The sequence below is a fragment of the Klebsiella sp. DY2415 genome, from assembly GCF_026314315.1.
In the GTDB taxonomy this organism is placed as follows: Bacteria; Pseudomonadota; Gammaproteobacteria; order Enterobacterales; family Enterobacteriaceae; genus Klebsiella; species Klebsiella ornithinolytica.
This window is the reverse complement of sequence record NZ_CP111115.1, coordinates 4,040,114-4,063,265: the sequence shown is the minus strand read 5'-3', so window position 1 is coordinate 4,063,265 and position 23,152 is coordinate 4,040,114. Positions and strand designations below refer to the sequence as shown.

At 61.8% G+C, this 23,152-nt stretch carries 20 protein-coding genes; 14 read left to right on the top strand and 6 right to left on the bottom strand.

The window, feature by feature from the left end; translation table 11 throughout:
- The first annotated feature begins 17 nt into the window (after window positions 1-17).
- The 4 genes from OQV00_RS19380 to OQV00_RS19365 all read left to right on the top strand — a co-directional run bounded on the left by OQV00_RS19380 (window position 18) and on the right by OQV00_RS19365 (window position 5,059).
- Complete coding sequence (locus tag OQV00_RS19380; protein ID WP_004859340.1) at window positions 18-236, top strand: MbtH family protein; 219 nt, start codon at window positions 18-20, stop codon at window positions 234-236.
- The gene (entF, locus tag OQV00_RS19375; RefSeq protein WP_004859343.1) at window positions 233-4,114 is read left to right on the top strand and encodes an enterobactin non-ribosomal peptide synthetase EntF; all 3,882 of its coding nucleotides are present in this window, start codon (window positions 233-235) and stop codon (window positions 4,112-4,114) included. The genes OQV00_RS19380 and entF overlap by 4 nt, the downstream gene beginning before the upstream one ends.
- Before the next feature lie 298 nt (window positions 4,115-4,412).
- Complete coding sequence (locus OQV00_RS19370; protein ID WP_249085873.1) at window positions 4,413-4,568, top strand: hypothetical protein; 156 nt, start codon at window positions 4,413-4,415, stop codon at window positions 4,566-4,568.
- 272 nt (window positions 4,569-4,840) lie between these two features.
- A complete protein-coding gene (locus OQV00_RS19365; protein ID WP_266279251.1) occupies window positions 4,841-5,059 on the top strand; it encodes a hypothetical protein in 219 nt (72 codons plus the stop codon).
- Window positions 5,060-5,306: 247 nt separating this feature from the next.
- Here the strand turns inward: OQV00_RS19365 and fepC are convergent, their stop codons facing one another.
- The 3 genes from fepC to fepD are packed head-to-tail and all read right to left on the bottom strand — an operon-like array spanning window position 5,307 to window position 8,094.
- Window positions 5,307-6,101 carry an iron-enterobactin ABC transporter ATP-binding protein gene (fepC, locus tag OQV00_RS19360; protein ID WP_004859346.1) on the bottom strand — a complete coding sequence of 265 codons (795 nt, stop codon included), beginning with the start codon at window positions 6,099-6,101 and terminating at the stop codon, window positions 5,307-5,309.
- Window positions 6,098-7,090, bottom strand: coding sequence for an iron-enterobactin ABC transporter permease (gene fepG / locus OQV00_RS19355; protein WP_015584925.1), 993 nt, complete (start codon window positions 7,088-7,090; stop codon window positions 6,098-6,100). The genes fepC and fepG overlap by 4 nt, the downstream gene beginning before the upstream one ends.
- Window positions 7,087-8,094 (bottom strand): Fe(3+)-siderophore ABC transporter permease, encoded by a 1,008-nt coding sequence (gene fepD / locus OQV00_RS19350; RefSeq protein ID WP_015584924.1) that lies wholly within the window; start codon window positions 8,092-8,094, stop codon window positions 7,087-7,089. The genes fepG and fepD overlap by 4 nt, the downstream gene beginning before the upstream one ends.
- A 237-nt stretch (window positions 8,095-8,331) precedes the next feature.
- On the opposite strand from fepD, the gene entS reads away from it, so the two are divergent.
- Window positions 8,332-9,573: an enterobactin transporter EntS gene (gene entS / locus OQV00_RS19345; protein WP_004859354.1), complete on the top strand. Its 1,242-nt coding sequence runs from the start codon at window positions 8,332-8,334 to the stop codon at window positions 9,571-9,573.
- Window positions 9,574-9,621: 48 nt separating this feature from the next.
- Here the strand turns inward: entS and fepB are convergent, their stop codons facing one another.
- The gene (fepB, locus tag OQV00_RS19340) at window positions 9,622-10,581 is read right to left on the bottom strand and encodes a Fe2+-enterobactin ABC transporter substrate-binding protein (RefSeq protein WP_004859357.1); all 960 of its coding nucleotides are present in this window, start codon (window positions 10,579-10,581) and stop codon (window positions 9,622-9,624) included.
- A gap of 187 nt (window positions 10,582-10,768) precedes the next feature.
- Here fepB and entC point away from each other — a divergent pair, with 187 nt between their 5' ends.
- From entC to OQV00_RS19305, 7 genes are all read left to right on the top strand, one after another.
- Complete coding sequence (gene entC / locus OQV00_RS19335) at window positions 10,769-11,944, top strand: isochorismate synthase EntC (RefSeq protein ID WP_004859361.1); 1,176 nt, start codon at window positions 10,769-10,771, stop codon at window positions 11,942-11,944.
- A 9-nt stretch (window positions 11,945-11,953) separates the two neighbouring features.
- Window positions 11,954-13,561 carry a (2,3-dihydroxybenzoyl)adenylate synthase EntE gene (gene entE / locus OQV00_RS19330; RefSeq protein WP_044023622.1) on the top strand — a complete coding sequence of 536 codons (1,608 nt, stop codon included), beginning with the start codon at window positions 11,954-11,956 and terminating at the stop codon, window positions 13,559-13,561.
- A gap of 13 nt (window positions 13,562-13,574) precedes the next feature.
- Window positions 13,575-14,426, top strand: coding sequence for an isochorismatase (locus OQV00_RS19325; RefSeq protein WP_004859366.1), 852 nt, complete (start codon window positions 13,575-13,577; stop codon window positions 14,424-14,426).
- On the top strand, window positions 14,426-15,181 hold the full coding sequence (gene entA, locus OQV00_RS19320; RefSeq protein WP_004859369.1) for a 2,3-dihydro-2,3-dihydroxybenzoate dehydrogenase EntA: 756 nt from the start codon (window positions 14,426-14,428) through the stop codon (window positions 15,179-15,181). Before OQV00_RS19325 ends, entA begins: the two co-directional genes overlap by 1 nt.
- Window positions 15,182-15,595, top strand: coding sequence for a proofreading thioesterase EntH (gene entH, locus OQV00_RS19315; protein ID WP_004859373.1), 414 nt, complete (start codon window positions 15,182-15,184; stop codon window positions 15,593-15,595).
- Window positions 15,596-16,070: 475 nt separating this feature from the next.
- Window positions 16,071-18,176 carry a pyruvate/proton symporter CstA gene (gene cstA, locus OQV00_RS19310; protein ID WP_004859376.1) on the top strand — a complete coding sequence of 702 codons (2,106 nt, stop codon included), beginning with the start codon at window positions 16,071-16,073 and terminating at the stop codon, window positions 18,174-18,176.
- 48 nt (window positions 18,177-18,224) lie between these two features.
- Window positions 18,225-18,422 carry a YbdD/YjiX family protein gene (locus OQV00_RS19305; RefSeq protein ID WP_004859378.1) on the top strand — a complete coding sequence of 66 codons (198 nt, stop codon included), beginning with the start codon at window positions 18,225-18,227 and terminating at the stop codon, window positions 18,420-18,422.
- A gap of 164 nt (window positions 18,423-18,586) precedes the next feature.
- Here OQV00_RS19305 and OQV00_RS19300 read toward each other — a convergent pair whose 3' ends face one another.
- A complete protein-coding gene (locus OQV00_RS19300) occupies window positions 18,587-19,330 on the bottom strand; it encodes an SDR family NAD(P)-dependent oxidoreductase (protein ID WP_004859381.1) in 744 nt (247 codons plus the stop codon).
- Between the two features lie 60 nt (window positions 19,331-19,390).
- Entirely contained in the window at window positions 19,391-20,488 is a 1,098-nt protein-coding gene (locus tag OQV00_RS19295) for an oxidoreductase (RefSeq protein ID WP_004859384.1), read from the bottom strand.
- Window positions 20,489-20,649: 161 nt separating this feature from the next.
- Here OQV00_RS19295 and OQV00_RS19290 point away from each other — a divergent pair, with 161 nt between their 5' ends.
- Entirely contained in the window at window positions 20,650-22,152 is a 1,503-nt protein-coding gene (locus OQV00_RS19290) for a sugar ABC transporter ATP-binding protein (protein ID WP_004859389.1), read from the top strand.
- Window positions 22,149-23,147, top strand: a complete 999-nt coding sequence (locus tag OQV00_RS19285) for an ABC transporter permease (protein ID WP_004859391.1) — start codon at window positions 22,149-22,151, stop codon at window positions 23,145-23,147. Before OQV00_RS19290 ends, OQV00_RS19285 begins: the two co-directional genes overlap by 4 nt.
- Window positions 23,148-23,152: the final 5 nt, after the last annotated feature.

The window sequence follows — 23,152 nt, the reverse complement described above, 5'->3', positions numbered from 1 at the left end:
AAAGACAGGAGTTTGGTATGCAATTCAGCAACCCCTTCGATAATCCGCAAGGGCAGTTTTACATTTTGCGCAACGAACAACAGCAGTACAGCCTGTGGCCGCACCACTGCGCGCTACCGCAAGGCTGGGTAGTGGAATGCCCGCCGCAGTCCTTAGAGGCGTGCAACGGCTGGCTGGCGGCGAACTGGTCAACCCTTACCCCTGCCCACTATGCAACCTCAAGGAGCCGGACATGAGCACTCGTTTACCGCTGGTCGCGGCGCAGCCTGGGATCTGGATGGCGGAGCGGCTCTCTACGCTGCCCGGCGCATGGAGTGTCGCCCACTATGTCGAACTGCGTGGCAATCTGGACCCGGCGCTGCTGGGACGGGCGATCGTCACTGGTCTGGCGCAGGCCGACACGCTCAGCATGCGCTTTTGCGAAGATAACGGCGAAGCCTGGCAATGGGTCGATGAGCACCGCGCTTTTGCCGAACCTGACTATTGCGATCTGCGCGAGGCGCGCGATCCGCACGACGCCGCGCTGGCGTTAATGCAGGCCGACCTCGGGCAGAATTTACGCGTGGATGGCGGTAATCCGCTGGTTTGTCACCAGCTGCTGCGCGTGGCGGATGACTGCTGGTATTGGTATCAGCGTTATCATCATTTACTGGTCGATGGCTTCAGTTTCCCCGCTATTACCCGCCAGATCGCGGCGATTTATCGCGCCTGGCAACGTGGGGAGGCGACGCCGGCGTCACCGTTTACCCCTTTCGCTGAGGTTGTTGAAGAGTATCAGCGCTACTACGGCAGCGAGGCCTGGCAGCGCGATAAAGCGTTCTGGATGGCGCAACGCAACGCCCTGCCGTCACCGGCATCGCTCTCTGCGGCACCGCTGGCGGGGCGGGCGACCAGTACCGATATCTGGCGCCTGAAGCTGGATCTGGATGCCGGCCTGTTCAGCCGCCTGGCCGCCGGCGCACCGCAGTGTCAGCGAGCCGATCTGGCGCTGGCGCTAACCACCCTGTGGCTCGGCCGTTTATGCAACCGCATGGACTATGCTGCGGGCTTTATCTTTATGCGGCGGATGGGCTCGGCGGCATTGACCGCAACCGGCCCGGTACTGAACGTCCTGCCGCTGGCGATACATATCGATGGGCAAGAGACCCTGGCGGAGCTGGCGTTGCGTCTCAGCGCCCAGCTGAAAAAGATGCGTCGCCACCAGCGTTACGACGCCGAACAAATCGTGCGCGATAGCGGCAAAGCGGCGGGCGATGAGCCGCTGTTTGGCCCGGTGCTCAATGTTAAAGTTTTTGATTATGTTCTGGATATTGACGGTATCGAGGCGGTGACCCACACTCTGGCGACCGGCCCGGTGAACGATCTTGAACTGGCGCTGTTTCCGGATGAGTCCGGCGGACTGTCGCTGGAAGTGCTGGCGAACAAAGCGCGCTACGACCAGACCACGTTGCGCGCGCACGTGGCGCGTTTATCCGCGCTGCTGACCCAGTTTGCCGCCGATCCGGCGCTACGCTGCGCAGAGGCCAATCTGCTCTCGGCCGACGAGACGGCGCAGTTGGCGCAGGTCAATGATACCGGCGTGGCGCTGCCGACGACGACGCTCAGTGCCCTGGTGGCGGAACAGGCGGCGAAAACGCCAGATGCCCCGGCGCTGGCGGATGCCACCCGGCAGTTCAGCTATCGGGAAATGCGTCAGCAGGTGGTGGCGCTGGCCCGGCTGCTGCGTGAACGCGGCGTCAAGCCCGGCGACAGCGTGGCGGTGGCGTTGCCGCGTTCGGTGTTCCTCACCCTCGCGCTGCACGGCATCGTTGAGGCCGGCGCGGCCTGGCTGCCGCTGGATACCGGGTATCCGGACGACCGCCTGCGTATGATGCTGGAGGACGCGCGTCCTACGCTGCTGATTACGGCAGAAGATCAGCTGGCCCGCTTTAGCGATATCCCGGGTCTTGAAACCCTGTGTTATCAGCAGCCGCTTGCGGCGGATGATGATACTCCGCTGGCGCTCTCACAGCCGGAGCATACGGCGTACATCATCTTTACCTCCGGCTCCACCGGACGCCCGAAAGGGGTGATGGTCGGGCAAACTGCGATCGTTAACCGACTGCTGTGGATGCAAAATCACTATCCGCTTACTGCCGGGGATGTGGTGGCGCAGAAAACGCCGTGCAGCTTTGATGTGTCGGTATGGGAATTCTGGTGGCCGTTTATCACCGGCGCGCAGCTGGTGATGGCCGAGCCGGAAGCCCATCGCGACCCGCAGGCGATGCAGCAGTTCTTTGCCCGCTACGGAGTGACCACCACCCACTTTGTGCCATCAATGCTGGCGGCGTTCGTGGCTTCGCTGGATGCTGAAAACGTGACGACCTGCCGGACGCTGAAGCGCGTCTTCTGCAGCGGGGAAGCACTGCCAACCGACCTGTGCCGCGAGTGGGAAGCGTTGACCGGCGCGCCGCTGCATAACCTCTATGGCCCGACCGAGGCGGCGGTGGATGTGAGCTGGTATCCGGCCTGCGGGACGGAGCTGGCGGCGGTCACCGGCAACAGCGTGCCGATTGGCTGGCCGGTATGGAATACCGGGCTGCGTATTCTCGATGCCACTCTGCGGCCGGTTCCGCCGGGCGTCGCCGGGGATTTATATCTGACCGGCATTCAGTTAGCTCAGGGGTATCTGGGCCGCCCGGATCTGACCGCTTCGCGCTTCATTGCCGACCCGTTTGCCGCCGGTGAACGGATGTACCGCACCGGCGACGTGGCGCGCTGGCTGGATAACGGCGCGGTGGAGTACCTTGGGCGTAGCGATGACCAGCTGAAAATTCGCGGACAGCGTATTGAGCTGGGCGAAATCGACCGCGTCATGTCTGCGCTACCGGACATTTCCCTGGCGGTAACCAACGCCTGCGTTTTCAATCAGGCGGCGGCGACCGGCGGCGATGCCCGCCAGCTGGTTGGCTACCTGGTGTCAGAGTCCGGCCTGCCGCTGGATACGACAGCGCTGAAAACGCGCCTCGCCGAACAGCTGCCGCCGCACATGGTGCCGGTGGTGCTGATTCAGCTAGCGGAACTGCCGCTGAGCGCCAACGGCAAACTGGATCGCAAAGCGCTGCCGCTGCCGACGTTGGGCAGTGAACGCAGCGGACGAACGCCGGAGGCGGGAATGGAAACGACGGTCGCAGAGGCGTTCAGCCGGCTGCTGGGCTGTGAAGTGAACGACATTGAAGCCGATTTCTTCGCCCTCGGCGGTCATTCTCTGCTGGCGATGCGCCTGGCGGCGCAGCTCAGCCGCGAGCTGGGACGTCAGGTGACGCCCGGGCAGGTGATGGTGGCCTCGACGGTGGGGAAACTGAGCGCGCTGCTGGCGTCCGATCTCAGCGATGAGCAGGCGCAGCGCCTGGGCTTTGATGCGATTCTGCCGCTGCGCGTCGGCGACGGACCAACGCTGTTCTGTTTCCATCCGGCATCCGGTTTTGCCTGGCAGTTCAGCGTGCTGGCCCGCTATCTTAGCCCGCGCTGGTCGATTACCGGCATTCAGTCGCCGCGACCGGAAGGGCCGATGATGAGCGCGGCAAATCTCGATGAAGTGTGCGAGCAGCATCTGCAGACTTTGCTGGCGCAGCAGCCGCACGGGCCCTATTACCTGTTTGGCTATTCCCTCGGCGGGACGCTGGCACAGGGCATTGCTGCCCGCTTACGCCAGCGCGGCGAAGCGGTGGCGTTCCTGGGCTTGCTGGACACCTGGCCGCCGGAGACGCAGAACTGGGCGGAGAAAGAGGCTAACGGTCTGGACCCGGAAGTGCTGGCCGAGATTGCACGTGAACGAGAAGCCTTCCTGGCAGCCCAGCAGGGACAGGCTTCCGGTGAACTGTTCCGTGTCATTGAGGGCAACTATGCCGATGCGGTACGCCTGCTGACCACCGCGCATAGCGTGAAGTTTGATGGCAAAGCGACGCTGTTTGTGGCGGAGAAAACGCGCCAGGCGGGGATGGATCCGCAGGCGGCGTGGGGCCCCTGGGTGGGTGAACTGGAGGTCTTCAGCCAGAACTGCGCCCACGTGGATATTATCTCCCCGCAGGCCTTCGAATCAATTGGTCCGGTCGTACGGGAGATTCTGGGGTAGCCCGGAGGATATTGCCGGGTGGCGTCTGCCGCCTGACCCGGCCTACGGAGCGTTGCAGAGCCTGCGCAAGGATGCAGGACGGTAGGCCCGGTAAGCGCAGCGCCACCGGGCGAAGCCTCGATGCTCCGGTCGTGCGGGAGATTCTGGGTGAGCCCGGAGGGTATTGCCGGGCGGCGGCTGCCGCCTGACCCGGCCTACGGAGCGGTGCAGCACCCGCGCAAGGATGCAGACGGCAGGCCCGGTAAGCGCAGCGCCACCGGGCGAAGCCCCGATGCTCCGGTCGTACGGGAGATTCTGGGTGAGCCCGGAGGATATTGCCGGGCGGCGGCTGCCGCCTGACCCGGCCTACGGAGCGTTGCAGCACCCGCGCAAGGATGCAGACGGCAGGCCCGGTAAGCGCAGCGCCACCGGGCGAAGCCTTGATGCTCCGGTCGTACGGGAGATTCTCGGGTAGCCCGGAGGATATTGCCGGGCGGCGGCTGCCGCCTGACCCGGCCTACGGAGCGGTGCAGAACCTGCGCAAGGATGCAGGACGGTAGGCCCGGTAAGCGCAGCGCCACCGGGCGAAGCCTCGATGCTCCGGTCGTACGGGAGATTCTGGGTGAGCCCGGAGGGTATTGCCGGGCGGCGGCTGCCGCCTGACCCGGCCTACGGAGCGGTGCAGAGCCTGCGCAAGGATGCAGGACGGTAGGCCCGGTAAGCGCAGCGCCACCGGGCGAAGCCTTGATGATCCGGTCGTGCGGGAGATTCTGGGGTAGCCCGGAGGATATTGCCGGGCGGCGGCTGCCGCCTGACCCGGCCTACGGAGCGTTGCAGCACCCGCGCAAGGATGCAGACGGCAGGCCCGGTAAGCGCAGCGCCACCGGGCGAAGCCTCGATGCTCCGGTCGTGCGGGAGATTCTGGGTGAGCCCGGAGGATATTGCCGGGCGGCGGCTGCCGCCTGACCCGGCCTACGGAGCGGTGCAGAACCTGCGCAAGGATGCAGGACGGTAGGCCCGGTAAGCGCAGCGCCACCGGGCGAAGCCTCGATGCTCCGGTCGTGCGGGAGATTCTGGGTGAGCCCGGAGGGTATTGCCGGGCGGCGGCTGCCGCCTGACCCGGCCTACGGAGCGGTGCAGAGCCTGCGCAAGGATGCAGGACGGTAGGCCCGGTAAGCGCAGCGCCACCGGGCGGATCTTCAAGCGAGAGGCGTTACCGGCGCCCCAGCGGCACGACCAGCGGCGTATGGGCGACCGGATCGTCAATGATCATGCAGCGCAGGCCGTAAATCTGCTCGATCAATTCGGCGGTGACAATCTCTTTCGGCGCCCCCTCGGCAATGATTTTACCCTCGCGCAAGGCAATCAGATGCGTTGCGTAGCGGCAGGCCTGGTTGAGGTCGTGCAGTACCGCCGCGAGGGTATACCCCTTTTCGCGGTTGAGCTCGCTCAGCAGCTCCAGCAGATCGATTTGATGGCTGATATCCAGCCAGGTGGTGGGTTCGTCGAGCAGCATAATGGCCGTTTCCTGCGCCAGCACCATCGCAATCCAGGCCCGCTGCCGTTGGCCGCCGGAGAGCGTATCGACGCTTTGTCGTGCCAGGTCGGTTATTCCGGTCGCCCTCATGGCGCTGTTGACCGCGTCATCATCCTCTTTACGCCAGCGGGTAAACAGCGGCTGATGCGGATAGCGGCCGCGCGCCACCAGCTCCTGAACGGTAATATCCCCCGGCGTAGTGGCATTTTGCGCCAGCAGACCGATGCGCTTCGCCACCTCTTTGCTGGCATAGCGCTGGATCTGCTCACCGTCGAGATAAACATGGCCGCTGGCCGGCGTCATCAGGCGACTCAGGGTACGCAGCAGCGTCGATTTCCCGCAGCCGTTAGGGCCAATGATCGCGGTGAAATGGCCGTCAGGAATGGTCACATTCAGCGATTCGGCGATGGTCTTTTTGCCGTACGCCAGGGTTAGCTGGTCGCCGCGCAAACGGGTCGTTTCGGCGGTCATTTTTTGCGGGACTCCTGAATTAACAGCGCGATGAGATAGATACCGCCGAGGCTGACGGTCACCACTCCCACCGGTAATTGATAGGGCATAAACAGGCGCTGGGCGCTGTAGTCAGCCAGCGCCAGCAGCAGCGCGCCGCAGAGCGCCGATTGGGTTAGCCCCCAGCGCGCGGTGCCGCTCAGGCGACGGGCGATATGCGGCGCGACCAGGGCGATAAACGAGATCGGTCCGGCTAACGCGGTGGCAGCGGCGGTCAGCACCACGCCCACCAGCATCATCAGCAGGCGCGAACGTTCTACCCGCACGCCGAGCGCGCAGGCGGTATCGTCGCCCATCTCCAGCAGGCGCATGCGCCGCGCCAGCAGCGCCGCCGCGACCAGCATCAGCACAATCAGCGGCGCCGAGGGCCAGGTTTTGCTCCAGGTCAGGCCATTGAGCGAGCCGGCATTCCATAGTCCGGCAGAGAGAGCGGTCTCCAGCGAGGCGCGCAGCAGCAGCCAGGTATTGAAGGCCACCAGCATGGCGCGAACGCCGATGCCGATAATAATCAGGCGGAAAGTTTCGATGCCGTTGCGCCAGGCCAGCAGCCACACCACCAGCGCGGTCAACACGCCGCCGGCCATCGCCGCCAGCGCAATCGCCGCCAGGTTCTGGCCGAACATCACCATCGCTACCAGCACGCCGCTCCAGGCGCCGGTGTTGAAGCCCATCACGTCCGGGCTGCCCAGCGGGTTACGCATCAGCGACTGAAAAATGGCGCCGCTGACGCCAAGCCCCGCACCGATCAGCAGGGCCATCAGCACCCGCGGCAGTCGCCATTCGGTGACCACCATAGTGATGTTACGCGGCGCATCGCCCAGCAGAGCGGAAAGCACCTGCTCGACGCTTAACGGCACCAGCCCGCTGCCGAGACCCCAGAGGGAGACCAGCAGGCTGGCGGCCAGCAGAAGCAGACAGCTGAGCAGCAGCCGGCGGGAAGGGGCGATCATATTGCACCTCCGCGCGGCTGACGGCGCACCAGCCAAATCAGTACCGGCGCGCCGATAAAGGCGCTGACTACCGAGACTCGCAGTTCACCGGGGACCAACAGGCGGCCCAATACATCGGCAAACAGCAGCAGGGCAGGGGTTGCCAGTAAGGTGACCGGCAACGACCAGCGATGGTCAGCGCCCACCAGCCAGCGCGACATATGCGGCATCATCAGGCCGATAAAAGCGATGGGGCCAACGACCGCCGTGGCGCTACCGCAAAGCACGGTAATCGCCAGCAGGCCGATGACCTGAGTGCGGGCCACCCGGCTGCCGAGCGCGGTGGCGGTATCGTTGCCGAGACTCAGACTGTTCAACGCCCGGCTTAACAGCAGCGTCACGACGGCGGCAATCACCACCGGCAGGAGGACGATTTTCAGCGTCTGCAGAGTGCGAATATCCAGCGAGCCGGCCTGCCAGAAACGTAGCTGGTCATAGACATCAGGATTGAGGAGCGCAATCCCGTTGGAGAGCCCTTCCAGCACGGCCGCCAGCGCCACGCCGGCTAGCGTCAGACGTACCGGGCTGAGCTGACCGCCGCCCTGACTGCCGGTAAAGGCCACCAGCAGCGAGGCGCCAAACGCGCCGCAAAACGACATCAGCAGCTGTTCCTGCGGGGAGTGGATGCCAAATAGCGCGGCACCCAGCACAATTGCGAAGCTGGCGCCGGAGTTCACGCCGAGAATGCCGGGGTCGGCAAGGGGATTACGCGTCAGAGTCTGCATCAGCGATCCTGCCAGGCCCAGCGCGGCGCCGGCCAGCAGTCCCGCCAGGGTTCGCGGCAGCCGGGCGTCCAGCACGATCGTGCAGTCGGCACTCTGACAGGTAGCGGAAAAAGCATCCACGACGACGCTCACTGGAAGAGGTTTGGCGCCAATCAGCAGGCTGAGAGCGATAGCAAAGGCTAAAACGAGTAACAGACCCGGTACGGCAACGGCGCGCACCGTGGTCGTAGAAAACGACATAATTCACATCCCTGACATGATAATGATAGTAATTATCGTTATCGATTCTGTTCAGTTATGTTAGCATGGCGGCCCACAAGAATGGTATACGCAAAATCATTCAGAATGCATCGCGGCGGCAAACGCACGCTTGCCTGGAAGTATCGCTAACCGTATGACCGGGCTAAGGAAGTACAGCCAATAAGCACGCTGCCTGAACGATCGCGCGTTGATGGAAAATAATAACAAGGCGCTGTAATGAACCGACAATCCCGGCTGCTGAATCTCAGTCTGCTGCAAACCCATCCGGCGTTTCGCGCCGTCTTTATCGCCCGTTTTATCTCGATCCTGTCGCTCGGCCTGCTGGGCGTGGCGATTCCGGTCCAAATCCAGATGATGACCCACTCTACCTGGCAGGTGGGGCTCTCGGTCACTTTGACCGGCTGCTCAATGTTTGTTGGCCTGATGGTCGGCGGCGTGCTGGCGGATCGCTATGAGCGGAAACGTTTGATTCTGCTGGCGCGTGGGACCTGCGGCGTGGGGTTTGTCGGTCTGTGCCTCAACGCGCTGCTGCCTGAGCCGTCGCTCATCGCTATCTATCTGCTGGGTATCTGGGATGGTTTTTTTGCTTCGCTGGGCGTGACGGCGCTGCTGGCGGCGACGCCGGCGCTGGTCGGGCGTGAAAACCTGATGCAGGCCGGCGCGATCACCATGCTGACGGTGCGTCTGGGCTCGGTGATTTCGCCGATGATCGGCGGTCTGCTGCTGGCCACCGGCGGGGTGGCCTGGAACTATGGCCTGGCGGCGGCGGGGACGTTTATCACCACCCTGACCCTGCTGCGGTTGCCGCTGCTACCGCCGCCTCCTCAGCCGCGGGAACACCCGCTGAAGTCGCTGCTGGCGGGGCTGAAGTTCCTCTTCAATAGCCCGCTGATTGGCGGGATTGCTCTGCTGGGCGGTCTGCTGACAATGGCGAGCGCGGTTCGGGTGCTTTATCCGGCGCTGGCCGACGGCTGGCAGATGTCGGCCTCGCAGATTGGTTTGCTTTATGCCGCTATTCCGCTGGGGGCAGCGCTTGGGGCGTTGACCAGCGGTCAGCTGGCGCAAACGGCGAAACCGGGCGCTCTGATGCTGATGACGACGGTCGGCTCATTTGTGGCCATTGCGCTGTTCAGCCTGATGCCGGTCTGGGCATTGGGCGCGCTGTGTCTGGCGCTATTTGGCTGGCTGAGCGCGATCAGCTCGCTGTTGCAGTACACCCTGATTCAGACCCAGACGCCGGAAGCGATGCTAGGGCGTATTAACGGTCTGTGGACCGCGCAGAACGTCACTGGCGATGCGATTGGCGCCGCGTTGCTCGGCGGACTGGGGGCGATGATGACGCCGGTCGCGTCGGCAAGCACCAGCGGTTGGGTGCTGGTGATTGTCGGCGTAATACTGATTGGGCTGCTGGGAGAGCTGCGTCGTTTCCAGCGTCCTGAGGCGGTCAGCGAAAGTTAAACGCGCAGGGGCATCCCGGTCAGGCGCAGCGCCTGCCGGGCATGATGGTTAGCTGAAGAGCGTGGCGAGACGCTGCAGTACCAGCATGGCGCTGTAGTAATCGAGACGGAATGTTTCTGTACCGAGCGGATAGACGCGCTTGTTCTCTACCGCCGGGAGGTGCGCCAGCAGCGGGTTGGCGTAAATCGCATCGGCATCTTTTCCGTCACCGGCAAACAGGAACAGGCTGTTGCCATTGAGGCCTGCGGCTAAATTCTCGCCGCCCAGCTGGATAATGTCATGGCGTTTCCCCTGGCTCTGGCTGGCATGCAGACCGGCGGGTAAGGTCGCCAGTTTAAAGCCCAGCTGTTCAAGCATCTGACCTTGAGCGGATTCCGGCGTCCACAGGTTGGCGCTGTGGGCGGCGGCGGTATAGACCAGCGCGCTGATCGGCTGCGGCGGGAGTTTCATCTGGTGCTTCAGGGTGGCGAGCTGCTTATCAAACTCAGCAATACGCGCCGTCGCCTGCTTTTCGTGGCCGGTGATGTGCCCCAGTTCGGTCAACAGCGCCTGCCAGCTTTTGTCATCGTAATTAATGATAAGCGTCGGCGCGATGGTGGAGAGCTGGTCATACAGCGCGAGGGCGGAGTCGCCGCCGGTAGCGCTGATCAGAATCAGATCCGGCATTTGCGCGGCGACGGCCTCGGCGCTGGGTTCGCCGATGTACAGGCGCGCGAGCTTACGTTCTTTCGCGACGGCGCTCCACTGACGCAGAAATCCCCGATCGTCGGCTACGCGGTTGTTCGGCGTGGTTGCACCGCTGGCGACGACCGGCGCGTCAATCGCCAGTAAGGATCCGGTGAGGGTGACGCTGGTGGAGACGATGCGCAGTGGTTTGCTTTCCAGCGTATGTGCGCCGCGGCTATCGGTCACCTGACGAGGCCAGTCGGCCGCCAGAGCTGAGGTAATTCCTAAAAGCACCAGCCCGCAGGCCAGCAGGGTACGGCGGCATAATGTGGACAAATTCACGAATTCGCATCCTGATTCAGTTGGGATAAATGCGTCTCATTTTCAGCTTTGTCGTGCGTGGATGCAAGCCTAAGTCGCACAACATGCCGTTTGTACGGTTGACATGGCAGGCAATACCTTTTAGGTTAGCCAACCAAAATATAAATGATAATTATTCGTAATATCTTTATCGTTTTTGGAGGATGATATGGAAACGTCACTGGCCGAGGATGTACAGGAACAAAAAATGACCCTGTTGCCGGAAAGCTTCTTCTTTATGTCGCCGTACCGCAGTTTTCGTACCGCGGGCTGTTTTAGCCGTTTTTCCCACTCGGCCGCCGATGGCGCGCTGCTCGATGGGGAGTTTCAGCGGAATATGGCGGCCGCGTTCTCCGACGCGAAGGCTGCCGGGATCCGTAAGCCGGTGATGGTCGGCGCTATCCCGTTTGATACCAACCAGCCTTCCGAGCTGTTTATTCCAGAGAGCTGGGAGAATTTCTCCCGCACCGGTAAACAGCAGTCGGCGCGCTACTTCAGCGCCCAGACGCCAATGGATGTCGTGGATCGTCAGGAGATTCCTCAACAGGATGCCTTTATGGCGATGGTGGAGCGGGCCGCCGAGCTGACCGCGACGCCGGAAGTGGACAAGGTTGTCCTGTCGCGCCTGATCGACATTACCACCCGCGAACGCGTGGACAGCGGCGCGCTGCTCGAGCGCCTGATCGCGCAGAATCCGGCCAGCTTTAACTTCCACGTGCCGCTCTCCGACGGCGGCGTGCTGCTGGGCGCCAGCCCGGAGCTGCTGCTGCGTAAAGAGGGCGAACATTTCAGCTCCCTGCCGCTGGCCGGTTCGGCCCGTCGCCAGCCGGATGACGTACTGGATCGCGAGGCGGGTAACAAGCTGCTGGCTTCCGGAAAAGATCGCCACGAGCACGAACTGGTGACCCAGGCAATGAAGACGGTGCTGACTCCGCGCTGCCGCGAACTGTCGCTGCCGGATTCCCCGCAGCTGGTCACCACGCCGACGCTGTGGCACCTGGCGACGCCGATTGAAGGTACCGCGCTGGCGCAGGAGAACGCGATGTCGCTGGCCTGCCTGCTGCATCCGACCCCGGCGCTGAGCGGTTTCCCGCATCAGGTGGCGAAACGACTGATTGCCGAGCTTGAACCGTTCGATCGCCAGCTGTTCGGCGGCATTGTTGGCTGGTGCGATGACGAAGGTAACGGCGAATGGGTGGTGACGATTCGCTGCGCTCGCCTGCATCAGCGTACGCTGCGTCTGTTTGCCGGCGCGGGGATTGTTCCGGCCTCCTCTCCGCTGGGTGAGTGGCGTGAAACCGGCGTCAAACTGACGACCATGCTGAATGTGTTTGGCTTGAATTAAGAGGCAATGATGATTGCATTTAACCGCTGGCCGGAAAGTTTTGCCGCCCGCTACCGCGAAAAGGGCTACTGGCAGGATTTGCCATTAACCAATCTGATTACCCGTCACGCCGACAGCGACGCCATCGCCATTATCGACGGTGATAAGCAGCACAGCTATCGTCAGTTCAATCAGCAGGTGGATAACCTGGCTTCGTCGCTCCAGCGTCTGGGGCTGAAGCGCGGTGAAACCGCGCTGGTGCAGCTGGGCAACGTCGCCGAATTCTACATCACCCTGTTTGCGCTGTTGCGTATCGGAGTGGCGCCGGTGAATGCGTTATTCAGCCATCAGCGCAGCGAGCTGAATGCCTACGCGACGCAAATTGAGCCCGCGCTGCTGATTGCCGATCGTGAGCATGCGCTGTTTGCCGATGATCATTTCCTGAATGGCTTTGTTGAGCAGCATGCGTCAGTACGGGTTGTGCTGCTGCGCAACGATTGCGGTGAATACGATCTGGCGGCGGCGATCGCGCGGCCGGCGGAGAACTTTATCGCTAATCCGACGCCTGCCGATGAAGTGGCCTTTTTCCAGCTCTCCGGCGGCAGTACCGGTACGCCGAAGCTGATACCTCGCACCCATAACGACTACGACTACAGCATCCGTCGCAGTAACGAAATTTGCGGCATCAGCGCGGAAACCCGCTACCTCAACGCGCTGCCCGCCGCCCATAACTACGCGATGAGCTCGCCGGGTTCCCTCGGCGTGTTTCTGGCCGGTGGTCGGGTGATTCTGGCCGCCGATCCGAGCGCCCCGCTCTGCTTCCCGCTGATTGAACAACATCAGATTAACGTCGCTTCGCTGGTACCGCCGGCGGTCAGCCTGTGGCTACAGGCGATCCGCGAAGGGGCCGGGAACGCGCAGCTGCGTTCGCTGAGGCTGCTGCAGGTTGGCGGCGCGCGTCTGTCGGCAACGCTGGCGGCGCGGATTCCGGCGGAGATTGGCTGCCAGCTTCAGCAGGTCTTCGGCATGGCGGAAGGGCTGGTGAACTACACCCGCCTCAACGACAGCCCGGAACGCATCATCAATACCCAGGGCTGCCCGATGTGTCCGGACGATGAGGTCTGGGTGGCGGATGCCGACGGCAACCCGCTACCCCGTGGTGAGGTGGGGCGTCTGATGACCCGGGGTCCATACACCTTCCGCGGCTACTACAAAAGTCCGCAGCATAACGCCGAAGCGTTTGATGCCGACGGTTTTTACTGCTCCGGCGATCTTATTTCGATCGACGAGGACGGCTATATCACCGTGCAGGGGCGTGAAAAAGATCAGATCAACCGCGGCGGCGAGAAGATCGCGGCGGAGGAAGTTGAAAACCTGCTGCTGCGCCATCCGGCGGTGATCCATGCCGCGCTGGTCAGCATGGAAGATAGCCTGCTGGGCGAGAAAAGCTGCGCGTATCTGGTGGTGAAAGAGCCGCTGCGCGCGGTAGCGGTACGTCGCTTCCTGCGCGAACAGGGCGTCGCAGAATTTAAACTGCCGGACCGTGTGGAGTGCCTGGATGCACTGCCGCTGACGCCGGTGGGCAAAGTCGATAAAAAACAACTACGCCAGTGGCTGGCTTCACGCGAGCCGGGCTGAAGGAGAAAAGAGAATGGCCATCCCTGAATTACAGGCTTACACGCTGCCGGAAGCCAGCGACATCCCGGCGAACAAAGTGAACTGGGCTTTTGAGCCATCCCGCGCCGCGCTGCTGATCCACGATATGCAGGAATATTTCCTCAACTTCTGGGGTGAAGACAGCGCCATGATGGCGAAAGTCGTTGCCAATATTGCCGCGCTGCGTGATTTCTGCAAACAGCATAATATTCCGGTGTTTTACACCGCGCAGCCGAAAGAGCAAAGCGATGAAGATCGCGCCCTGCTGAATGATATGTGGGGACCGGGCCTGACCCGTTCGCCGGAGCAGCAGCGGGTGATTGCCGCGCTGGCGCCGGATGAACACGACACCGTCCTGGTGAAGTGGCGCTACAGCGCGTTTCACCGCTCGCCGCTGGAAGAGATGCTCAAAGAGAGCGGCCGCGATCAGCTGATTATCACCGGCGTCTATGCCCATATCGGCTGTATGACCACCGCGACCGACGCCTTTATGCGCGATATTAAACCGTTCTTCGTCGCCGATGCGCTGGCTGACTTTAGCCGCGAAGAGCATCTGATGTCGCTGAAATATGTTGCCGGTCGTTGTGGCCGCGTCGTGATGACCGAAGAGCTGCTGCCGCTGCCGGCATCAAAAACGGCGCTGCGTGCGCTGGTACTGCCGCTGCTCGATGAATCCGACGAGCCCATGGATGACGAAAACCTGATCGACTATGGTCTGGACTCCGTACGCATGATGGCGCTGGCCGCCCGCTGGCGCAAAGTGCACGGCGATATTGATTTCGTGATGCTGGCGAAAAACCCGACCATTGACGCCTGGTGGGCGCTGCTCTCCCGTGAGGTGAAATAATGGCCGCGCTGGATTTTCAGGGGCAAACCGTTTGGGTCACCGGCGCCGGTAAGGGGATTGGCTACGCAACGGCGCTGGCGTTTGTTGAAGCCGGCGCTCGGGTGAGCGGTTTCGATCTCGCTTTCGAGGGGGATGACTATCCGTTTGCCACCCACACGCTGGATGTTGCCAATGCGCAGCAGGTGGCCGAGGTATGCGGGCATCTGCTGAAAGGCATCGATCGGCTGGATGTGCTGGTTAACGCCGCGGGGATTCTGCGCATGGGCGCGACCGATGAGCTGAGTCTGGACGCATGGCAGCAGACTTTCGCCGTCAACGTCGGCGGGGCGTTTAACCTGTTCCAGCAGACGATGGGCCAGTTCCGTCGCCAGCAGGGCGGGGCAATCGTCACCGTCGCCTCCGATGCCGCGCATACGCCGCGCATCGGCATGAGCGCCTACGGCGCCTCAAAGGCGGCGCTGAAAAGTCTGGCGCTGACCGTGGGCCTGGAGCTGGCGGGCAGCGGCGTACGCTGCAACCTGGTCTCTCCGGGCTCCACCGACACCGATATGCAGCGCACGCTGTGGGTAAGTGAGGATGCCGAGCAGCGCCGTATCCGCGGTTTCGGCGAGCAGTTTAAGCTCGGGATCCCGCTGGGTAAAATTGCGCGTCCGCAGGAGATTGCCAGCACGATTCTGTTCCTCGCTTCCGATCACGCCAGCCATATCACGCTGCAGGATATCGTGGTGGACGGCGGCTCGACGCTGGGGGCATAAATGGCCTGGAAACGTCAGCTGACGCTGGAGGCGCTTAATGCCACCAGCGACAATACGATGGTCGCTCACCTGGGGATTGTCTACACCCGGCTGGAAGAGGGGCTGCTGGAGGCGAGTATGCCGGTTGATGCGCGTACGCATCAACCGTTTGGCCTGCTGCACGGCGGCGCCTCCGCGGCGCTGGCGGAGACGCTGGGGTCGATGGCCGGCTGGCTGATGACCGAAGAGGGCCAGTGCGTGGTGGGGACCGAGCTGAATGCAACCCACCATCGGGCGGTCTCGAGCGGTCGTGTGCGCGGCGAGTGTCGCCCTCTGCACCTGGGACGTCAGAACCAGAGCTGGGAGATTGCGGTGTTCGACGAGCGGGGCCGTCGCTGCTGCACCTGCCGCCTCGGCACCGCGGTACTGGGCTGAGGAGGTCTGCTCCCGGCGCGCGGGATGAACTCTTAAGCCGGGCGACGGGCCCACAACCGCCGGTGATTTTGTCGCCCGGACAAAGCGCAATGTGCCGTCTCCGGAAATGTCCTTGGTGTTGCCATACACTGCGGCTGACTCCCCGGTGACGCTACGCTTACCGGGGCTACGGCCCGGGATAATCTCTCTGTTTTCCCGGCTGGCGCTACGCTTAGTCGGGCGACGGACCGGTGCGCTAAGGTTGCCTGGTTCAGGCGTTTACGCCGCGAGCCGGGGTGTCGTCTGACGACGTATCATGTAGCGCTTTCTTGCTGGCGATACATTCCATTTTCCCCCCAGAAGTGATCTCGCTAGCAATGTGAGATAAATCCCTGTCTTTGTACGACATCTGTACGGTTTCAATGTTGTTAAACCCGGCGTTGTGTTCTAGAAACAAAATGTAACATCCTGATTACCTTACCGGTGGAACGCAACGATGAATCATTCAGGGAAATACCTCATCTGGACATTGCTCTCGGTTGTCGGAGCCTTTGCCCTCGGCTATATCGCCTTAAACCGAGGTGAACAGATTAATGCGTTATGGATTGTCGTCGCGGCAGTCTGCATTTATCTGATCGCCTATCGTTTCTACGGTCTCTACATCGCCAAAAATGTGCTGGCGGTTGACCCGACGCGCATGACCCCCGCCGTTCGGCATAACGACGGCCTTGATTATGTCCCGACCGATAAAAAAGTGCTGTTCGGTCATCATTTTGCGGCGATTGCCGGTGCGGGGCCGCTGGTAGGACCGGTGCTGGCGGCGCAAATGGGCTATCTGCCGGGGATGATCTGGATCCTCGCCGGGGTAGTGCTGGCCGGCGCGGTGCAGGACTTTATGGTGCTGTTTGTGTCTACGCGCCGCGACGGACGTTCTCTCGGCGAGCTGGTGAAAGAAGAGATGGGGCCAACCGCCGGAGTGCTGGCGCTGGTGGCCTGCTTTATGATTATGGTGATTATCCTCGCCGTACTGGCGATGATCGTGGTGAAAGCGTTGACCCACAGCCCGTGGGGCACCTATACCGTGGCCTTCACTATTCCGCTGGCGATCTTTATGGGGATCTACATTCGCTACCTGCGTCCGGGACGCATCGGCGAAGTGTCGGTGATTGGTCTGGTGATGCTGGTATTCGCGATTGTCTCCGGCGGATGGGTGGCGGAAAGCCCGACCTGGGCGCCGTGGTTTGATTATACCGGCGTACAGCTGACCTGGATTCTGGTGGGCTATGGTTTTATTGCCGCCGTTCTTCCGGTGTGGCTGCTGCTGGCGCCGCGTGATTACCTGTCGACCTTTCTGAAAATCGGCACCATCGTCGGGCTGGCGATTGGGATTCTGATTATGCGTCCGACGCTGACCATGCCGGCGCTGACCAAATTTATTGACGGCACCGGCCCGGTCTGGTCTGGCAGCATGTTCCCGTTCCTGTTTATCACCATCGCCTGCGGCGCGGTCTCCGGCTTCCATGCGCTGATTTCATCCGGAACCACGCCTAAGATGCTGGCGAATGAGGGCCAGGCCTGCTTTATCGGCTACGGCGGTATGTTGATGGAGTCCTTTGTCGCCATCATGGCGCTGGTGGCGGCCTGTGTTATCGATCCGGGCGTCTACTTTGCGATGAACAGCCCGATGGCGGTACTGGCGCCGGCTGGCACCACCGATGTGGTAGCCTCTGCCGCACAGGTGGTCAGCAGCTGGGGCTTTAGCATTACGCCGGACACGCTGCGCCAGATAGCCAGCGAAGTGGGCGAGCAGTCGATCATCTCGCGGGCCGGCGGCGCACCGACGCTGGCGGTGGGGATGGCCTACATCCTGCACGGCTCGCTGGGCGGTCTGATGGATGTTGCCTTCTGGTACCACTTCGCCATTCTGTTTGAAGCACTGTTCATCCTGACGGCAGTGGATGCGGGCACCCGCGCAGCGCGCTTTATGCTGCAGGATTTACTGGGCGTGCTCAGCCCGGGCCTGAAGAAAACCAACTCGCTGCCGGCCAACCTGCTGGCGACCGGGCTTTGCGTGCTGGCGTGGGGATACTTCCTGCATCAAGGGGTTGTTGACCCGCTCGGCGGCATCAATACGCTGTGGCCGCTGTTTGGTATCGCTAACCAGATGCTGGCGGGGATGGCATTGATGCTGTGTGCGGTGGTACTGTTTAAAATGAAGCGCGAACGCTATGCCTGGGTTGCGCTGCTGCCGACGTCCTGGCTGTTGATTTGCACCCTGACCGCCGGCTGGCAAAAGTCGTTCAGTCCGGACACCAAAGTCGGCTTCCTGGCGATTGCCAATAAGTTCCAGGCGATGATCGACAGCGGCACGATTCCGCCTCAGTACACCGAATCTCAGCTGGCGCAGCTGGTCTTTAACAACCGTCTGGATGCGGGATTAACCATCTTCTTTATGGTGGTTGTGGTGGTGCTGGCGTTCTTCTCGATCAAAACCGCGCTGGCGGCGTTGAAAGAGGATAAACCGACGGCGAAAGAGACGCCTTATGAGGCGTTACCTGCCGCTGCAGAGCCGATGGCGGCGCAGGCGAAGCGCGCACATTAAACCCTACCCCCTTTCCACGTGCGGAAAGGGGGACCATGAGAGAGCACTATGTTTGATACCCTTTCGAAAGCCGGGAAGTATCTGGGTCAGGCGGCGAAAATGATGATTGGCGTGCCCGATTACGATAATTATGTCGAGCATATTCGCCTGACGCATCCTGAGCAAACGCCGATGACCTATGAAGAGTTCTTTCGCGAGCGACAGGATGCACGCTACGGCGGAAAAGGGGGGGCGAAGTGCTGCTAAGAGCCTATTCCATTAGGCTATTTTATTTGCCATTTTGACCCAGGGCAGTGCTCACCATCCTCACCTACTGCGTGTACGCTCCGGTGGTTCCGCGCTGTCCGCGGCCAGACTGGCTGCAACAATATACGCCTACGGGGATAGGCTTTTAGTCGCCTTCTCGGGCGTCAGGCATTAAGTCCCCCATCAACATCCAGACCGGTGCCGGAGATTTGTCCGGCCGCCGGGCTGGCCAGAAAGGTCACCGCGGCGGCGACGTCATCCGGCTGACCGTAATGTCCGACGGCAATAAGCTGACGCTGCGAGTCGGCCTGCTCCCCGTTCGCCGGGTTCATATCGCTGTCGGTAGGGCCCGGATGCACCAGGTTTACGGTAATGCCGCGCGGCCCGAGATCGCGGGCGAGGCCGCGGGTCAGCGAGTTGAGCGCAGATTTGGTCATGGCGTAGACCGCGATGCCCGGTGAGGCGACGCGGTTGGCGAGGCAACTGCCGATATTGATAATGCGCCCTCCCGCGGGAAGATGCGGCAGCGCTGCCTGGATGGCGATCACCACGCCACGGATATTGACGTTGATCAGCGCATCGATATCTTCCAGCGACAGCGACTCCAGCGGGCCGCCGCGGGCGATCCCGGCGTTATTGACCAGAATATCCAGCCCGCCGAGGGTCTCTACCGTGCGTGTGACGGCCTGCTGAATCGCCTGGGCGTTTGCGCTGTCGGCCTGAATCGCCGCGCCGCGGCGGCCGAGAGCCACAATCTCGTCGACCACCGCCTGCGCTTTATCGGCGGATTTTTCATAAGTGATAACCACATCGGCGCCCGCCTGCGCCAGCGACAGCGCAATGGCGCGGCCAATTCCGCGACTGGCGCCGGTAACCAACGCTTTTTTACCCGTTAACTCGATCTGCATGATGACCTCGTACTGTGAGTGGGAGATGCATCATTAGGTATAGAGCGAGATTGCTGTCCGTCAATGCACCTGCCTGCGGAAGTTTTCCACTTTCTCAAAAGCGGCGGCCAGGCTTTGCGGCGTCAGTTCCACCGGCAGGAAGTGGATCGACTCCACCGGACGCAGGGTATGGGCAATGACCCGCTCCAGTTCGTCCCGATTGTGGATATCCACGTCGAGTTCCGCCAGGGTCGTGGGCAGGTTGAAACGCTGCCAGGCGTTAATCAACTGGGCCAGCACGTCGTCCTGACCCAGCAGGGCGCTTTGCACCAGAATGCCGTAGGCAACCTTGGTGCCATGAAGGAATTTATCAGTCTGCGGCAGGATCGTCAGGCCGTTATGCACCGCATGGGCGGCGGCGACGCGGGTATAGCGCTCGCCTAAGCCGCCGACCATCCCGCCGCCGGCGATAATGGCATCCGTCACGTCGCGGAACGCCTGCGACAGTTCGCCGCGCTGCTGATCCGCCAACGCGGTTTCGCTGCTTTGCAGCAGAACGTCGCGAATGGCCAGCGCGCCGTTAATCCCCAGGCGCACGGTCAGCGGCAGCGTTTCCGGCTGCGGCGCCAGTACCACCGCTTCATACCATTTCGCCAGCGTATCGCCGATTCCCGCCAGCAGATATTCCGCCGGAGCGTTGAGGATGATTTGCGGTTCCACCAGCACGAGGAAGTTGGCGTCATCAAAAATTTCAAAATGCAGCGCCTGGCCGGCGTCGTTGTACCACACCGATAGCGGGGTCCACGCGGCGCAGGTGGCGGCGATGGTCGGGATGGCCACCACCGGCAGACCCAGCCGCCGGGCCACGGCCTTGGCGGTATCCAGCAGCGCGCCGCCGCCGACGCCAATCACCACGGCCCGGTCATCCCCGGCTTCCGCGACCAGCTGCGCGACGTCGCTTTCGCTGCAGTGCCCGCTAAACAGCACTTTTTTGGCGCCGACGGCGTGAAACGCCTCCGGCAGGAAGGGCTGCGCACCGGCGATGGCGCGCTCGCCGTAGATCCAGATGGCGCGGGCAAGCTGCTCGTCGCTGTAAAAATCGTGCAGGTGGGCAAGGCTGCCGTTATGGGAAAAATAGTTAGCCGGGCCGGGTACCACGCGGATATCGCTGTTGCTCATGAACGCTGTCCTTATTTCGTTTCGCTAACCTGATGTTATGTCTGGACATCCGGATGGCTAATATTATTTCGTTTTATCTTATGCCTTTTACGCAGTTGTCAGTCAAGGTCGGCTGTGAAAAATTCGTTAAATCAGAATATTAATCGTAAAGGTCCCGGCGGATGACAGTGAATCGTCTTGAGATGAACAACATTAATCTGGCCTTTTCCGGTTTCAGGGCGCTGAGCAATGTGGCGTTCACCCTGCGGGGAGGGTCGGTACACGCGCTGACCGGTGCTAACGGGGCGGGGAAATCGACGCTGATGGCGGTGCTGTGCGGAACGCACGCCCATTATGAGGGCGAGATCGTCATCAATAATCAGCCGGTGAGCGTTCGCTCGCCGCGGGATGCGAAACTGCTGGGCATTCATCTGGTGCAGCAGGAGGTCGATGTGGCGCTGGTACCCGGCCTGTCCATTGCGGAGAACATTATGCTGGATCGTCTGGCGGAGCCGGGGCTGGGCTTCAGCTGGCGCGCAGTGCGTGAGCAGGCGCGCGAGGCTCTGGCCCAGCTGGATATTACGCTCGATGTGCGTCGCCCCATCGACAGCTGTACCCTGGCCGAGAAGCAGCAAATTCTGCTGGCCCGCGCGCTGTCGCACCATTGCCGGTTTTTAATTCTGGATGAACCCACCGCGCCGTTGGATCAACATGAAAGTGAGCGCCTGTTTACAGTGGTACGCCGTCTGCAGCAGCAGGGGATCGGCGTGGTGTTCATCTCCCACCGTATTCATGAGCTGAAGGCTATCTGCGACACCCTGACGGTATTGCGCGACGGAAAGCTGATTGAAAGCAGCCCGATGCACGATCTGAGCGGCGAGCAGATCGTCGAGAAGATGCTCGGCCACGAGCTGAGCGATATCTTCCCGCCGAAACGCCCGCCCCACGGCGAAGAAGTTCTGTTACAGGTTGACGGTCTGCATGACGAGGGGCTGTTGCAGGATATTTCGCTGCGGCTGCGCAAAGGCGAAATTCTCGGTATCGCCGGTCTGGCCGGCGCGGGAAAAACCGAACTGTGCAAAGCGCTGTTTGGCGCCAGCAAAAGCCGCCTGACGCGCGGGGAGTTGAACAGCCAGCCGTGGCGGCCTCGCGACCCGGCAGATTCTGTGCTGCGCGGGCTGGCGCTGGTACCGGAAGAGCGACGCAAAGAGGGCATTTTTATCGAAGAACCGATCGGCATGAACCTGGCGGTCAGCGCCGATAACAGCTTTTCGCGCTGGAGCCTGTTCGGCCATCGCCAGGCGTGGCGCTGGGCGGAAGAGGTGATCGCCCGGATCGGGATTCGTACCACCGGTCCGGCTCAGACCCTGCGCCGGCTTTCCGGCGGCAATCAGCAGAAAGTGGCGATCGGCAAATGGCTGCGCGGCAACGCCAACGTCTTGATATTCGATGAGCCGACCAAGGGTGTCGATGTGAAAGCAAAAACCGACCTGTTCACCCTGATCGACGGGCTGGCGCGAGACGGGAAGGGGATTATCTATGCCTCGGGCGAATTCTCTGAACTGGTGGGATTGTGCGACCGCATTTGCGTGTTGTGGGATGGCCGTATCGTCGCAGAAATTCCGGGCGCTGAGGCCCGGGAAGAGACACTACTTTATTACTCCACCGGAGGAGCAGCAGCGTGAGCAAGGCCCTGACAGTTAACGCGACGGCATCGGGTCGTCAGCGATTTTTTGATTTTCTTTATAAATGGGGCATGTTGCTGACCGTGGTGGCGCTGATTGCCGTTTTTGGCCTCGCCTCGGACAACTTCCTCGACCCGTTCAACATCATCAACATTTTGCGCTCCATCGCCATCGTGACGGTGATTGCGATCGGCGTCTCTGTGTCGTTAACCATTGGCGGCTTTGACCTGTCGGTGGGGTCAACGGCTTCGCTGGCAAACGCGCTGGTGATTTCGCTGTTTGTCTGGCACGGCTTCGGCACCACCGAGGCGATCCTTATCACCCTGGCGCTCTGTACGCTGGTGGGGCTGTTCAACGCTTTTTTGATTGTCGTCCTGCGCATTCCCGACATGCTGGCTACCCTCGCCAGCCTGTTTGTGATTCAGGGCGTGGCAATGACCTACAGCTACGGCGGCTCGATTACCGAGAACATGGTATTGCCGAGTGGCGACATGGCGGAAGGGGTGATTCCGGCCGCCTTCGGTGCGCTGGGACAGGTGCCTACGATTGTGATCGTGATGCTGGTGGTGACCGTGGTGGCTCAGCTGGCGCTCTCGTTCACCACGCACGGGCGGAGAATGTACGCCATCGGCGGAAACCCAGAGGCCGCACGGCTCTCCGGGCTGCGCATCACCCGTTATAAAGTGGCGGCCTATGTTATCGCCTCGCTGCTGGCCGGGCTGGGCGGCATTTTACTGGCCTCGCGCATCGGTTCCTCGCAGGTTAATGCCGGCAGCGGCTACCTGATGGATGCGGTGGCGGCGGCGTGGATAGGCTTTTCACTGGCGGGTTCAGGTAAACCGAACGCGCTGGGCACGCTGGTGGGGGCGGTGATTCTTGGCGTGCTCTCCAACGGCCTGGTGATGCTGTCGGTGCCGTACTACGCCATGGACATTATTAAAGGGCTGGTGCTGGCTGGCGCGCTCGCACTGACCTACTTTCAGCGCCGCACATAAAATTT